8 protein-coding genes and 1 tRNA gene are annotated in these 14615 nt (G+C 56.1%); 4 read left to right on the top strand and 5 right to left on the bottom strand.

What is annotated here, in order from left to right:
• Positions 1 to 33: 33 nt before the first annotated feature.
• On the top strand, positions 34 to 1374 hold the full coding sequence (gene trmFO, locus OSC10802_RS0125635) for an FADH(2)-oxidizing methylenetetrahydrofolate--tRNA-(uracil(54)-C(5))-methyltransferase TrmFO (protein ID WP_017719637.1): 1341 nt from the start codon (positions 34 to 36) through the stop codon (positions 1372 to 1374).
• Positions 1375 to 1858: 484 nt separating this feature from the next.
• Here trmFO and OSC10802_RS0125640 read toward each other — a convergent pair whose 3' ends face one another.
• Together OSC10802_RS0125640 and OSC10802_RS0125645 are read right to left on the bottom strand one after the other, a co-directional pair.
• Positions 1859 to 3232, bottom strand: a complete 1374-nt coding sequence (locus tag OSC10802_RS0125640) for a protein kinase domain-containing protein (RefSeq protein WP_017719638.1) — start codon at positions 3230 to 3232, stop codon at positions 1859 to 1861.
• A gap of 142 nt (positions 3233 to 3374) precedes the next feature.
• Positions 3375 to 5126, bottom strand: a complete 1752-nt coding sequence (locus OSC10802_RS0125645) for a bifunctional serine/threonine-protein kinase/formylglycine-generating enzyme family protein (protein ID WP_017719639.1) — start codon at positions 5124 to 5126, stop codon at positions 3375 to 3377.
• A 636-nt stretch (positions 5127 to 5762) separates the two neighbouring features.
• Between OSC10802_RS0125645 and OSC10802_RS0125650 the strand changes: the two genes are divergently transcribed.
• A tRNA-Arg gene (locus tag OSC10802_RS0125650) sits at positions 5763 to 5835 on the top strand.
• A gap of 195 nt (positions 5836 to 6030) precedes the next feature.
• Here OSC10802_RS0125650 and kaiC read toward each other — a convergent pair.
• From kaiC to OSC10802_RS0125665, 3 genes are all read right to left on the bottom strand, one after another.
• On the bottom strand, positions 6031 to 7599 hold the full coding sequence (gene kaiC, locus OSC10802_RS0125655) for a circadian clock protein KaiC (protein ID WP_017719640.1): 1569 nt from the start codon (positions 7597 to 7599) through the stop codon (positions 6031 to 6033).
• A gap of 113 nt (positions 7600 to 7712) precedes the next feature.
• Positions 7713 to 8027, bottom strand: coding sequence for a circadian clock protein KaiB (gene kaiB, locus OSC10802_RS0125660; protein ID WP_026098802.1), 315 nt, complete (start codon positions 8025 to 8027; stop codon positions 7713 to 7715).
• 106 nt (positions 8028 to 8133) lie between these two features.
• Entirely contained in the window at positions 8134 to 9069 is a 936-nt protein-coding gene (locus OSC10802_RS0125665; RefSeq protein WP_026098803.1) for a circadian clock protein KaiA, read from the bottom strand.
• A gap of 322 nt (positions 9070 to 9391) precedes the next feature.
• Between OSC10802_RS0125665 and OSC10802_RS0125670 the strand changes: the two genes are divergently transcribed.
• Together OSC10802_RS0125670 and OSC10802_RS54830 are read left to right on the top strand one after the other, a co-directional pair.
• Positions 9392 to 13201 carry an ATP-binding response regulator gene (locus OSC10802_RS0125670; RefSeq protein WP_017719643.1) on the top strand — a complete coding sequence of 1270 codons (3810 nt, stop codon included), beginning with the start codon at positions 9392 to 9394 and terminating at the stop codon, positions 13199 to 13201.
• A 1185-nt stretch (positions 13202 to 14386) separates the two neighbouring features.
• The coding region (locus tag OSC10802_RS54830; RefSeq protein WP_232731754.1) for a hypothetical protein at positions 14387 to 14615 on the top strand (229 nt) is incomplete at its 3' end.

Here is a 14615-nt window from a genome sequence, read left to right on the forward strand (position 1 = left end):
AGACGAGAGCAAGCTGAGAGGTGAGAGCTGAAAATGACAGAAAAACAGCCCATTCATGTGATTGGCGGCGGACTCGCCGGCACGGAAGCTGCTTGGCAAATTGCCCGAAACGGCGTGCCGGCAATCCTGCACGAAATGCGCCCCGAACGCCAGAGTCCAGCTCACCACACCGGCGAGCTAGCTGAACTGGTTTGCAGCAATTCTTTCGGCGCGAAGGCAACAGATAAAGCTGCCGGTTTGCTGCACGAAGAATTGCGCCGGCTGGGTTCTATTATTATCAGCAAGGCGGACGAACATCAGGTGCCTGCCGGTGGGGCTCTGGCGGTGGATCGGGCAGTTTTTAGCCGCGATTTGACGGAAACTCTCGCCAGTCACCCTTTGATTGAATTGCGCCGGGGTGAGGTGCGGGAAATTCCGCCAGAAGGGATTGCGGTGCTAACTTCTGGTCCTCTGACGAGTTACGATTTGGCGGAAGATTTGCGCCGGTTCACCGGCATGGAATACCTGAGCTTTTTTGACGCCGCCAGCCCGATTGTTGTGGGGGAATCTATTAATTATGATATCGTTTTTCGCGCCTCTCGCTACGATAAGGGAGAAGCTGCTTATCTGAATTGCCCGATGGCTAGAGAGCAGTATCTTGACTTTTGGCGCGCGCTGTGCTATGCAGAACAGGCGGAATTGAAGGAGTTTGAGCGGGAGACGGCGAAGTTTTTCGAGGCGTGTTTGCCCATTGAGGAGATGGCGAAGCGGGGCGAGGATACGATGCGCTACGGACCGCTGAAGCCGGTGGGGCTGGCGGATCAGCGCACCGGCTTTCGCCCCTATGCGGTGGTGCAGTTGCGCCAGGAGGATAAGGCGGGGCAGTTGTGGAATATGGTGGGTTTCCAGACGAATCTGCGCTGGGGCGAGCAAAAGCGGGTGTTTCGGATGATTCCGGGGCTGGAAAATGCGGAGTTTGTGCGGATGGGGGTGATGCACCGCAACACATTCATAAATTCGCCAGAATTGCTGTATCCTACGCTACAGTTCAAGAACCGCCCGACGCTGCTGGCGGCGGGACAGCTGGTGGGTACGGAGGGGTACACGGCGGCGGCGGCGGGTGGCTGGCTGGCGGGTACGAATGCGGCGCGGCTGGCGCTGGGGTTGGAGCCGGTGAGTTTGCCGGCGACTGGGATGATGGGGGCGCTGTTTGCCTTCATCAGTTCGGCTGAGCCGAAGCATTTCCAGCCGATGCCGCCGAATTTTGGGATTTTGCCGGCGCTACCGCATTTAATTCGCAATAAGCAGCAGCGGTATGAGGGGTATCGGGATCGGGCTTTAGCGGATTTGGAGGAGTGGCGTGCCGGTGTGGCGGGGGTGCCGGTGGCTGGGTGAAGGGGAGCATCCCACTTTTGTATTCCCGCTTTCCGTCCAACATAAGAAAGTTTACCCGCCTCTTTCTTTAGCCCGCGTAGGCGGGCTTTGTCTGTATAGCCGCGATTTCTAATCGCCTGGGCCCACTTGCCAATGCAAAAACGGGATGCTCCCGAGTGAAGAAACCGGGTTTATAGTCAGTCTTCCGGTAAAATCAGAGACTGTAAAAAGAAGCCTGGTTTCTGGCATCCATGCCCTCGTTCCGGGGTTCGGGGGCGATCGGTGTCAACTTAAGTTCCCCGGCGATTGAAATCGCGGCTACACAAACAAAGTCCGCCTTCGCGGACTAAAAGAAGAGCCTCCTAGCCTTCGTTCCCAGGCTCTTTCTGGGAACGAGGTCAAGGGGAGAATATTTTCAAAACCCCCCTTTTTTAGGGGGCAAGGGGGTATCTGGATGCTTAGACTTGTAGTAGCAACTAAGGTTATTTAGCACCACCGGCAATTATCACCGGCACACGGCACTCAGCAGCGCCTGTTTGAAATCGGCGGCGTTTTTAAAGTGGATTTCTGGGTTATCCACGAGGGCTAAATCAATAACTTCTGCTAGGGGTTGGGGAATGGAGGCGTCGCGATTGCGGATGGGAATGGCATTTGTGGAGAGAATAACGAGAAAGGGATCGACACCGGCAACGTTTCGGGGGAGTTTGCCGGTGAGCATGGTGTAGAGACAGGCGGCGGCTGTCCAAATATCGACTTCTGGTTTGGCGTATTTAAAGTCTATCACTTGCTGTCGCGGCATGAAACTGGGGGTGCCGGCTTTTTGTCCGGTGAGGGTTTGACCGCTCAAACCGGCTAAATCAAAGGCTTTGGCTAATCCATAATCGCCGATTTTGGCGGTGGGGTAACAGCCGGCACTGTCCAGTAAAATGTTAGCCGGTTTGAGGTCGCGGTGGACTAAACCCTTGCCTTTCCCCAAACTGCCATCCGCTCGTTTTACGCAGGGAATTTCGGCACTGTGGGCGTAGGTTAATCCGTCTAAAACTTGCAGGATAATGGGAATAGCTTCACCGGCAGCCAATTTGCCACCCCGCCGGTGCATTAAATCGGCAACAGTTCCCCCGGCACAGTATTCCATCGTGAAGAAAAAGGTGCCGTCTGAGTATCCATAATCGAGCATATTGACGACATTGAGATGTCGCAAAGCTTTGCTGTTTTCCACCTCGCGCATGAATTTATCGACAGCCCACTGATTGGCAGCGACTTCTGGCAGCATCACCTTGAGGGCGACCTCGTTTCCTGTCTGGTTGTGGCGGGCGAGATAAACCGCACCGAATCCTCCTTTGCCTAATAATTTTAGCACAGTATAGCCGCGAATGGCAAGCAGATTTTTTTCTCCGGCATTGGCTCGGTGCAGCAAGCGTTTGAGCCAGTCAAAGAGGTTAATCTGGGTGGGGGGTTGGGGAGTCTCAGCAGCTTGCGCCACGGGAATTATTTGGGTGGGATCTAGCTGTCTCTCCCTCTCGACGCTGACTCGAAATACTATATTTCCCAGTTGGATTTCGTCGCCTTCTTGCAAGTCGTATTCTGGGAAATTCAGCTTCGCCCCTTCTTCTGGGGTTTGGTTGGACTGGCGCTGTCCGATTTTTTTGCCATTGACACAAGTGCCGTTTTTGCTGCCAAAGTCGCGCACGCGGATATCGGGAGGGTTGATATCGAGAAAGCAGTGATAGCGGGAGATTGTCAGGTGATTTTCGTCATCCGGTATCCGGGGATAGCAATCTTTGGATCTGCCAATAATGCCGGTGGTGCGCTCTTCAAAGACAAATTGCTGCCCTGAGAGACTTCCTTGAGTGACGGTGAGGGTAACTTTTGCTGGCATCTTTTCGGGGTGGGTAAGTTCTAAGGTTTAAAAAGGTTCGTAGTTGGGCTTTAGCCCAAAGTTCGTAGTTGGGCTTCGTCTCATCCCTCGTTCCCAGGCTCTGCCTGGGAACGAGAGAACCACCCTTACGGGAACCCTGCGGCTACAGGCTGGGAAGGCTGGGAACCAAAGGGCTAAAGAGTCGTTGCCGGAAAACACTAAGAAGCAACGAGCTACGACGCCCCCGCACCACCCGAAACCCCAAATACCCGTGCCGGTAGCCCGCAGAGCTCCCGAAGCGGGGGGCACTGCGGCAATAGACCGCAGAGAGGTCCCAGGAGCCCCCACGCAGCACTCGGCTATCTTGATTTCCCCCAGATTCCCAAACACTCCCACCCGCCGGCGCACCCTGGTAATTTTCATGCCAGGTATCGGCACACCACTCCCAAACATTCCCGTGCATATCGTACAGTCCAAAGCCGTTAGGCGGAAAACTCCCCACATCGGTTGTCTTTTGGCGATAGATTCCTTTCGGTTCAGAGGCGTAGGTAACGCTCCCGTTGTAATTAGCCAAGTCAGTTGTAATTGTCTCGCCAAAGTGAAAAGGCGTTGTGGTGCCCGCGCGACAGGCGTATTCCCACTCTGCCTCGCTGGGAAGCCGGTAAGTCTTGCCGGTTTTTTTGGCAAGGCGAGCGCAGAATTCCACAGCTTCATCCCAGGATACATTTTCCACCGGCCTGTTCGCCCCTTTGAAGTAAGACGGCTCGGGATTGAGGTCGATATTGATTTTAGGAAAAGCTGCAACCGCTTTCCACTGCGCCTGAGTCACGGGATATTTTGCCATAAAGAAAGGCGCTACTCGTACTGTGTGCTGCGGACTTTCATCATCGTATCGCCCCTCCTCAGTTTTCGGGGAACCCATCAGGAAAGTGCCCCCTGAGATGGCGACCATTTCCAGGATTACCCCGCCTCCCAGATTTTCCGCAAAAAACTGCGCTTGGCTGCGCTTCCGGCTGGTTATTTCCCCCCGGCGGTTGACGATAACAATCTCGAATTGAAAGGTTGGCAATATCCCCCCCTGCGCCCCCTTTTTAAGGGGGGGTTCCAGGAGTTCCAGCCACTCCCGCACTGTCTGGGGGCGGTCCTTTGGTTGCAGCGCCATCCCTTTGAGAATCGCCTCACTCACCCTGTCGCTAATCCGGGGATTGTGTTGCTTGGGCGGCGTTAAGGGAATGTTAGCCTCTTGGCGGAATCTAGCCGGCACCGGCAGTTTAGCTGTCAGCAAAACATACAGCGTCGCCGCTAAAGCGTAAACATCAGTATAAGCCCCGCGCTCGGCTTTTTTTTCGTACTGCTCAACCGGCGCAAAGCACTCGGTCATTTGATTCGTGTGAGTCTGGGCGATGCCCGAGGTAAATTCGCGAGCCAGTCCGAAGTCAATCAGCACGGCGTCTCCCGTATCCTGGCGCAGGAGAATGTTGAGCGGTTTGACATCCCGGTGCAAAAATCCCTGGCTGTGCACGGCGGTTAGGGCTTCCCCAATTTGCCGGACAATCCGCAATCCTTCTTCTTCTGACAGGACACCGCGATCCTCAAGATATTGCCCTAAATTCTCGCCGGCAATGTATTCCATGACCAGGCACCACAAGCCTTGGTGCTGGAAGACTTTGTGAACTTTGACGATGTGGGGGTGGCTGCATTTGGCCAGACAGAGCGCTTCGTTGAGAAATTTTTCCTGATACTTGTCAAAATCGCTTTTTTGCTGTATTCTAGAGTTGAGGGTCTTGATGGCGACTGATTGGCCGGAGGGCTGCTCTCTGGCGCGATAGGTGACGCCAAAGCCGCCGGTGCCCAGGATGGCTTCAATAATATATTTGCCGTCGCTCAACTGCTGTCCTGATGTCCAATAGTGCATGGAGGAATAGGGGTAGTTTCAATTGCCGAGTCGGGCAGATTAATAGAATAATAGCCTTTTTCGAGCCTTTGCCGGCGATGGGCTGCCGGTGGGTTGGGTGGGGCTGGGGCCCAACTACGAACTTTTGGGCTAAAGCCCAACTACGAACTTTTGGGCTAAAGCCCAACTACGAACTTTTGGGCTAAAGCCCAACTACGAACCTTGGGCTAAAGCCCAACTACGAACTTTTGGGCTAAAGCCCAACTACGAACTTTTGGGCTAATTGGGCTGAAGCCCAACTACGAACCTTTGGGCTGAAGCCCAACTACGAACTTTTGGGCTAATTGGGCTGAAGCCCAACTACGAACCTTTGGGCTGAAGCCCAACTACGAACTTTTGGGCTAATTGGGCTAAAGCCCAACTACGAACCTTTGGGCTGAAGCCCAACTACGAACCTTTTGGGCTGAAGCCCAACTACGAACCTTTGGGCTGAAGCCCAACTACGAAACTTTGGGGCGGGGTGGAGTGGGCCAAGGGCCGGTGGCCTAATGTGGGCCAAAAGGGTGCCGGTGGGGCTGTGTGGGAAATTTTTCGGTTGCCGGTGGAAAATACTTGCGCAAATCGCCGGCAGGTGTGTTATACTAACAGAGTGTTCGAGGGCATGTAGCTCAGTGGATAGAGCATCAGATTCCGGTTCTGAGGGTCGGGGGTTCAAATCCCTCCATGCTCGTTGAGGATCAAGTCCATCAAATCCTTGTGGGATAAGGATTTTGGGGATTAAAAGGCCAGGTGCGGCTTTTTAGTGAGTGTTTCTAACGTAATTGTTGAGTCTGATTGGGCAAAATTGCACACCGGCACCCCCGTGAGAGCAGCGTAGAGGCGGATGGTGTATCTGCTCTCTACGTTCCGTCCAATAGGGGCCAATTTAGCGGTTGGAATCGTCTGACTTCTTACCCTGAACTCCCTTAAGAATTCGGCCAAGTTCGCTTTTTTCATCCACAGCAATGCGACTGGGTGAACCGCTGATAATCCGCTCGTAATTGCGGAAGGAATCCTTAATTTCTGGCCCGTTTTCAGTAATCGTGTATTCGCGAATGCCCTTGTCGTGCCAAGAACCCCGCATTTTGAAAACGTTGATAGCCCGCGCCATTTCGCCCCGAATTTCCACGTACTGCAGCATTAAAATGGTGTCTGTAATGGTGGAAATGTGGGAATCTGTAATGGAGTGGGAGCCCATGAATTGGTCAGTGGTGTTGGTGAAGAAGCCGGTGATTTCCTCTTGCTTGGCATAGCCGGTGACGCCAATTACAAACTGCCGGAAAGCGTTGTTGCTGACTCCCCGCTCTAGTGCGGAGAGGGAGTCGATGGCGAGGCGAGAGGGCTTGAACTGCGTGAGTTCCGACTTAATGATTTGCAGGTGATCTTCCAGTCCTGCTGATTCGGGGTAGGCGCAGATAATTCTCAGCCAGCCCCGGCGTTCCATCTCCTCAAAATCAATGCCCCACGAGTAAGCGTTGCGCAACAGCTGGGCGCGGGACTCTTCGTAGGCGAACAGCAGAGCGCGCTCGCCATTCAAGCAGGCATTTTCCACAAATTTGCTCACCAGCAGCGTTTTGCCGGTGCCGGTCGCGCCGGTGGCCAGAATGATAGAGTCCTTGAAGAAACCGCCCCCGCACATTTCGTCGAGGGTTTTCACGCCACTGGACACCCGGACATTGGAAGAGCGCTGAGTCAGTCGCATGGCACCGAGCGGGAAAATGTTGATGCCTTCATTGGTAATGGTGAAAGGGTACTCCCCTTTCATGTGGGTGGTGCCTCGCAGCTTCAAAATCTCGACGGTGCGCCGGCGGCGCTCTCCTTCCAAGACGTTGCGCACGATGACCACATTGTCCGAGACAAACTCCTCGACGCCGAAACGGGCGACCGGCCCGTATTCTTCTACCCGCTCTGTGGTCATAATGGTGGTAGCGCCGACTTGTTTGAGGCGAGCCACCAGGCGAAATATCTCCCGCCGCACCACGGAAGCGGCGTCATATTGCTGGAAGACAGCAGTCACCGAGTCGATGGAAACTCGCTTGGCTTTGTACTTGCGAATGGCGTACTGAATCCGCTCAATCAGGGCGGAGAGGTCAAAATTGCCGACCACATCTTGTCCTTCTGGATCGGGGGAGGCGTCGAGAATGAACAGTTTGCCTTGCTCGACTAAGCGCTGCAAATCCCAACCAAAGCTGCAGGCATTTTTGATGATATCGCTGGGAGATTCTTCAAAGGTGACAAACACCCCCGGCTCGTCAAAATAGGTGATGCCGTTGTAGAGAAACTGAACAGCCAGCAGCGTCTTGCCGGTGCCAGAAGTGCCGCTGACTAAGGTAGTCCTGCCCACCGGCATGCCTCCATGACTGATGTCATCGAAGCCTTCTATCATCGTGCGAATTTTTTGGACTCCCACCGCTGGGAACTGATTGCTTTGCCCTATTGAATCGGCTTCATTCATAGCTTTGGCTTATATAAAAGCGAATCTAACGAGAGAAACACAACATCCCTCCCCAGATATTACAATAAAATCTGTCGCCGGGAGAAACATGTTGTGCGAGAGCCTCTCTTTAACTAGAGGTTCGATTCCTCCTCACACAGCTCTTCATAGAGGAGGTCTAGCCCGATTAAGACTTTCTCCCTGTCCGAGAGATCGCCAATAATTTTGCGCACCGGCGGCGGCAATATCTTGGACAGGGTTGGGGTGGCGAGAATTTTGTCCTCTTCCGCCAGTTGCGGATTTTTGAGTACGTCTATCACCTTGAGGGCGTATACTCCCTGAAACTCCTGTTCGAGGATGTTCTTGAGTGTTTTCAAAGCTCGAACAGAGTTGGGAGTGTTCCCAGCCACGTACAGTTTGAGGACATAGGTCTTTTTTAGAGGCGACATACATGCAAGTTAGGGATGTTAGGCGTGGGGCTGGGGACTGGAGACTGGGTGAGTCTAGCGTCCAGAGTCCGGAAAAAAGTAGAGAGAAGAAAGCTGAAAGTTTGCCTCAAGACTCTCTGGGAATAGACCGGCGGTACATTTCGCACAGATGAGCGATTATATCAATCAGTGTCAAGCGGTAGTCTAGCAGCACTTCTTCGCTTCTCCCTTCTAATTTTAACTGTTTGGCAAATTCGTCCATTAAGTCCATATGAATTTCTACTATATTCGTTACCGGCACATCTCCAAAAAAAGCGCTGTTTACGAAATCGTCTATTTTTTGGTTGAGGGAGTCATCTTTAGAAAAATAGTTGAGAATGATTTGCCGGTAGTCGCATTTTAGGGTTTCTAAAAATTTTTGCCTTTCTGCCAGAGGCAGGTGGCGCAGAAAGCGCTGGGGATTCCGTTTATAGTACACACCTAGGTATCCTAATCGCTCTCTCAATTTTTCAGCAAGCCGGCGCTGCTGCTGCATCAGGAAATGCTCAGTGGTGAGTTCGCTGCTGCTCTTAGCATCAGAAGCCACGTTTGTCAAGGGGCTAGGGGGGGAGAGATTGAGGAATTCGCCTATGGCTTGGTCAATATAACCCGCAATCTGGCTGAGTTGGGAGCCGGATACCCTGACTTCGGCGCTGTGGTAGAAACACGTGGGATCGGCCTCGTTGAGAGCGGCATTCAGTGGGGCCGCAGCTAGGACTGTGGCGGGAGTGGCAGGGGGCTGGTACAGTTCGCCGTTGCTTCCGGGGCCGGCGCTGAAGTGCACAATCACAGCCGGCAGCAGGATGGCGCAATCGCGCAGCTGCCCGGCCAGGGGCGACAGGGCGGGGTCAGCCTGCAATATCAGACAGTCAAGTCGCTGCTTTTCGCTCTCGACAAATGGCAAGAATTCGGCTTCCGAGTAGAAGTAAGTGACAACATAGCGCTCGCTAGCCAAAAGTCCCGTGAGGGACTCGGCCACCCGGTGAGAGCGCAGGAAGATACAAATAGAGAGTTGTGGGCGCAAAGGCTTTGGCGATGAAGGGACGTTCGTGGCTGTTCGCGTTTCAGCATCCGCAACCAAAGCAGCCTGCTGAACAGGAGACTTAATCCTTATTTAAACATTCAACCTGTAATTGTAACCAATTGTAAGCGTAACGCATTAGAGAGCCCCATGAGCGGGTAATAATTGAGCTGTCCCCCTTCAGAGTTTTAAGGGCTGTCGCGCTCTCTTTGATGGCGTAAGTTGAGTTTGTGACGGACTTTGGCGGCGCTGGAGCCCGGGCGGGCCGAATCGTGCCACCCGTAGCTGTGTGGGGGCCCTTGTCTCGCCGACAGCAAGGTTTGTGATGTCAATACCCACCATTTATTTGCGAGCATTTCTCCAGGCCGTGCCCACCTGCGGGCAGGCGTCAAGGCTGGGAACCGTGCTGGAAATTTTCAGCCAGAGTCAGTGCGAGCGCCTGGCAGTGGTCAGCGAGGGGCAACGCCTTCTGGGATTGGTGCGCTTGCGCCGCTTGATGCCCCTGCTGGCCAAGAGCCTGCTGCCGGACCGCAGCCTGCTGCCACCGGCTGCCACTCCTCCGGTTACAGGTACAGTTTTCCCAGAGTTAGACCTCGAACAGCGGCTCTTGGCAGCAGGGCCGGCGCTGATCGAGCCGGTGGCTATCTTGAGCGCCGATCTCAGCCTCAGCCAATTCTGGCCGTACCTGCAAGAGGACAGCCTCGCCGGTGCCAGCGAGCGGGACTGGGCCTTGATCGATGCAGCTGGACAATTCTTGGGACTGCTCGACCGGCAGCGGCTGCTGAAATTCCTGGCGGGCCACTGGGTTCCGGAGTGGGACGCCACAGCCAGAGCAATGGCTGCGCCAGAAAGCTCCCAACCCTCAATTTTAAATTCTCAATCCCATTCCTCGGGCGCTGCCGGTCCTAAATCACTCAACTCTCTCAACAGCCTGGCAGAACTCTTGGAGCGACTGCCGTTGCCCCTGAGGTTGCTTGACTGTACGGGTCAGGTGCTGCAAAGCAATCTGGCATGGCACCGGCATTTCCCAGAAGTGCCGGCCAGCCGGGACGGGAGGGGGCAGGAGCCAGAAAACCCGGGGCTTATGGGGGCAGCAGGCGAGGTGGGGGCGACGCCAAGTGGCCCGGAAGCCAGCCCAGGGGAGGGGGCTGACCCCTGCGCTTGGGCTGCTGTGCCCTCGTGGTGCCAGCCTGCATGGTGCAAGCCCGTCCCTCCTTCCGGGGGCAAAGAAGGCCCGTCTTCGGGGGGGCCAAGAACAGCCGAACCGGCAGCCTGCCTGAGTGTCTGCCGGCTGCCGGGTGGGGGCGAGCAAATCTGGCAGTTCGTCAAACTGCCGCTGGGCATTGCCATGCCGGGACCTCGCCAGCCTCAGCAGCCCGACGCTGAAAAACGCCCCCCCTCCAGGAGGCAAAAAGAAAAACAAGAGCCCCCCTCCGCTGGCAGCGGGCAGGCGCGGCGGGCCGGTGGGGCATATCGGGTGCCGGACTCGGCACCGGCTGCCAGCACGGGGGGAGAAGCCGCCACCGCCGGCGGCGAAGAAGAAACCCTGTGGCTGCTGCTGGCGCAGGACGTCACCGAGCAAGAGCAGGTCACCAAGGAGCTGGCGGCTAAAAATGCCGATTTAGTGCAGCTGAACCGGCTGAAAGATGAATTTTTAGCCTGCATCAGCCACGAACTGAAAACTCCCCTCACCGCCGTTTTAGGGCTGTCTAGCTTGCTCAAAGATCAAGCTATCGGGCAGCTCAACGAGCGCCAAGCCCGCTACGCTCAATTGATCTACCAGAGCGGGCGTCAGCTGATGACCGTGGTCAATGACATTTTAGACCTGACTCGCATGGAGAGCGGCCAGCTGGAGCTGGTGATCGAGCCCGTTTCCGTGCCGGCAGTTTGCGAGCGGGCCATAAAACAAGCCCAGCAGCTCCAATCAGCAGCCCCAGGCTCGAGCGCCGCAGCGACACCCCCCCCAGCAAGGAGCAACGCCGGGGACTGTACCGAAGAAGAGGTTTCGCAAGTCCAGTTTGCCCTGGAAATTGAAGCCGGTATAGAGACGCTGATCGCCGATGAGATGCGCCTGCGGCAGATCTTGGTCAATCTCCTCTCCAACGCCTTTAAGTTCACCGAACCGGGAGGGGCCACCGGCTTGAAGGTGAGTCGCTGGTCTGGCTGGATTGCCTTTACCGTGTGGGATACAGGAATTGGCATCCCAGAGGGCAAGCAGCACCTGATCTTTCAAAAATTCCAGCAGCTGGAAAATCCCCTGACGCGCCGGTTTGAGGGAGCGGGGCTGGGACTGGTCGTGACCCGAGGTCTGGCCCGCCTGCACGGCGGCGATGTCAGTTTTATTTCCAGCGAGGGGAAGGGCAGCCAGTTTACCTTGCTGCTGCCGCCGCACCCCCCGCGCGGCTCCGCAGGAGCCACCACTCCCACTGCTGCCACTGGGGAGCCCCGAATCGGGGCAGCCCGCCGGCACCGCCTGGTGCTGATTGTCGAGGCGGTGCCGCAGTTTATCGAAGCGCTGACTGAACTGCTCACCGGCTCGGGCTATCGGGTGGTGGTTGCCCGCACCGGCACCGAGGCTCTCGACAAGGCTCGCCGGTTCGCGCCGGCGGCGATTTTCCTCAACCCAGTGCTGCCACTGCTCTCCGGGTGGGACGTGCTGACGCTGCTCAAGTCGGATGCCGCCACTCGCCAGATTCCGGCGATTGTCACAGCTACCCTGGCACACAAGGAACAAGCGTATCAAAACCGAGCGGATGGCTTTTTGACCCTGCCGGTCAGTCGGGGGGCGCTGCAGCACCTGTTCGGCAGCCTCATCGAGCAGACGCCACAACCCGCCACCGCCCTGACGGTTCTCCGCCTCAATGCCCTGCCAGAGGCGGCGGCTGCCGCTCCAGAGCACAGGACCGCTGACAGCTTCATGCCGGCGGAGAATCTCAACAGCCTGTTGCAGCAGGCGGGATACCGGGTGCTGGAAGCCGATGACCTGGAGCAGGCAGAACTCCTCGCCGGACTTTGGCAGCCGGATGTCCTGTTGCTCGATACTGCCGGCCAGCTGCCAGACCCCCTGGCCTACCTGAAACAGCTGAGCGGGCACAGCAGTTTGGCCAAGCTCCCCTTGGTGGCGCTCGATCGGGAGATCGCTGTGGCGGCAAGTCTTGTGCCCGGACTTTCTGTGTTTCCCTTTCCGCCGGCTGCCGGCGGAGCCCAGTCTGATATTCTTGGCTCCCCTTCGGGGAGAGTTCTTGACTCCCCTGCGGGGATACCAGCACCGGCGGCTCTGTTGCAGCTGCTGGTGGCAGCTGCGGGCATGAGCTGCCAGCCGGTTATTTTAGTGGTGGACACTTCCACACTGCCGGACTTGCCAGCACCGGCTGACCCTACTTCTGATTCCGCCCCGTTTGCTCCACCCCAGCCAAAGGCAACCCCGGCTCCCAGGGAATCTCTGCCCACCGGCAATCCCCACCCAAAGGGAATGGCGGCCTTTGTGGGAAGGGGCACGGGTGTGGGCCCTCTTGGGGGGCTGTTAGCTCAAACCCCCACCCTTGACCCCCCCCTGCCTCTCACCCCCCCCTGCTCTCCCATCACCCCCACCCTGGAAGAGACTTTACTGGGTAAGGGGTGTTGGCGGCTGAGCGAGCAGTCCCTGAACGGCTCGGAGGCCCGGTCAGGCGCTCTGGCGGGGCAGGCCGGTCCCGCCCCTGCAAACGGCGGGCTGCCCGCACTGATTCAGTATATGCAAACCGCTGGGTTGAGAGTTTTGATTGGCCGCTCTTGGGCTGAAGTTTGGCAGCAGCTGCAAAGCCAGAGCGCTGACTTGCTCTTGATTTGCTTGGCTGAACCCACGAACGAGGCGCGAGGAGCGCAAGCTCTGGTTTCTTTGGGGCAGCTGCCCGCTCCGCCGCCAGTTCTGGTACTCGACCGGCGCAGCAAGTCGCCGCCTCCGTCCGGACGGGCCCGCCGAGCGCCCCCACCGCAAGAGCGCTGTTTCTATTCCGCTTCTTGTGAAAATAACGATGACCGGCTCGACACAGTTTTGCAGGAAATTGCCACGCAGATTTTGCCTTCCGACCTGCCGGTGGCCTCTTTGCTGAACCACATCAATCAGGCCCTGGCAAGAAGAATTAAAACTTTTTAATTTTGAAGTTTGAAGTCTGAATCTATTCAAAATTCAAATTTCAAAATTCCCTCTTTCCGCCTGATAACAGGTCGCATTCTAATCTGCTATTATAGCAATAAACAGTTAGTTTAGGACATGCGCATCATCGCCTCGGGCATCACGCATGCATGGCATCACGCATGCATGAGATCATCGCATCATCGTATTTAGCATAGATCTGTGAGTCTTCCCCATGCGCCCGGGGCCATGCGCCATGCCCTATGGGGCATGCCATTATAGCAGCAGTCATATTGGTTAGAACAATAGAAGTTTCGGGAGCTCTGGAGCAAGGGAGGCCGGAATGTACGTTTCCTAAATGCTTACTGCTATATAGACGTAGGGCAGGCGTCCCGCCCCCCCTGAAGGTCTAATGTTCTAATCTAAGTGCATACTGCTATAACCCTCTTCTGTCAAAACGGGGTGAAAGCCCCATCTGTCGTTGCCTGAAATGACGCAAATTCGTCGAATTCCCTCAAAGTGACAAAAGAGGGATAATGTCCGTTCCCTAAGTGACTGCTGCTATAATGTCAGGCCACACCTGCCCCCCCACACCTGACACGGGCCCGGGAGATCGGCCAGCAGGGGGTTGACACATTTGAGATAATTTTGTGTACCAATGGTTCACAACTCTTCCCTAGCATTCCTCTGCCGGGAGGCGCGGGGACTAATATCAGGCCACACCTGCCCCCACACCGGACACCGGCAAAGGCCCGCAGGGGGTTGACACATTTGAGATAATTTTGTGTACCAATGGTTCACAACTCTTCCCTAGCATTCCTCTGCCGGGAGGCGCGGGGACTCATGTCAGGCCACACCTACCCCCCACAGCTGAGACGGGCCCGGGAGATCGGCCAGCAGGGGGTTGACACATTTGAGATAATTTTGTGTACCAATGGTTCACAACTCTTCGCCAGCATTCCTCTGCCGGGAGGCGCGGGGACTAATATCAGGCCACACCTGCCCCCCACACCCGGACACCGGCAAAGGCCCGCAGGGGGTTGACACATTTGAGATAATTTTGTGTACCAATGGTTCACAACTCTTCGCCAGCATTCCTCTGCCGGGAGGCGCGGGGACTAATATCAGGCCACACCTGCCCCCCACACCGGACACCGGCAAAGGCCCGCAGGGGGGTTGACACATTTGAGATAATTTTGTGTACCAATGGTTCACAACTCTTCGCCAGCATTCCTCTGCCGGGAGGCGCGGGGACTAATATCAGGCCACACCTGCCCCCCACACCGGACACCGGCAAAGGCCCGCAGGGGGGTTGACACATTTGAGATAATTTTGTGTACCAATGGTTCACAACTCTTCGCCTGCATTCCTTTGCCGGGAGGCGCGGGGACTAATATCAGGCCACACCTGCCCCCCACACCGGACACCGGCAAAG

Source organism: Kamptonema formosum PCC 10802 (assembly GCF_000332335.1).
Lineage (GTDB): Bacteria > Cyanobacteriota > Cyanobacteriia > Cyanobacteriales > Oscillatoriaceae > Oscillatoria.

Excerpts from the sequence above, each read along its gene's own strand:
- OSC10802_RS0125645 (WP_017719639.1), bottom strand. The coding sequence starts at position 5,126 with ATGCACTATTGGACATCAGGACAGCAGTTGAGCGACGGCAAATATATT.
- trmFO (WP_017719637.1), top strand. The coding sequence starts at position 34 with ATGACAGAAAAACAGCCCATTCATGTGATTGGCGGCGGACTCGCCGGC.
- OSC10802_RS0125670 (WP_017719643.1), top strand. The coding sequence starts at position 9,392 with ATGTCAATACCCACCATTTATTTGCGAGCATTTCTCCAGGCCGTGCCC.
- kaiC (WP_017719640.1), bottom strand. The coding sequence starts at position 7,599 with ATGAATGAAGCCGATTCAATAGGGCAAAGCAATCAGTTCCCAGCGGTG.
- kaiB (WP_026098802.1), bottom strand. The coding sequence starts at position 8,027 with ATGTCGCCTCTAAAAAAGACCTATGTCCTCAAACTGTACGTGGCTGGG.
- OSC10802_RS0125640 (WP_017719638.1), bottom strand. The coding sequence starts at position 3,232 with ATGCCAGCAAAAGTTACCCTCACCGTCACTCAAGGAAGTCTCTCAGGG.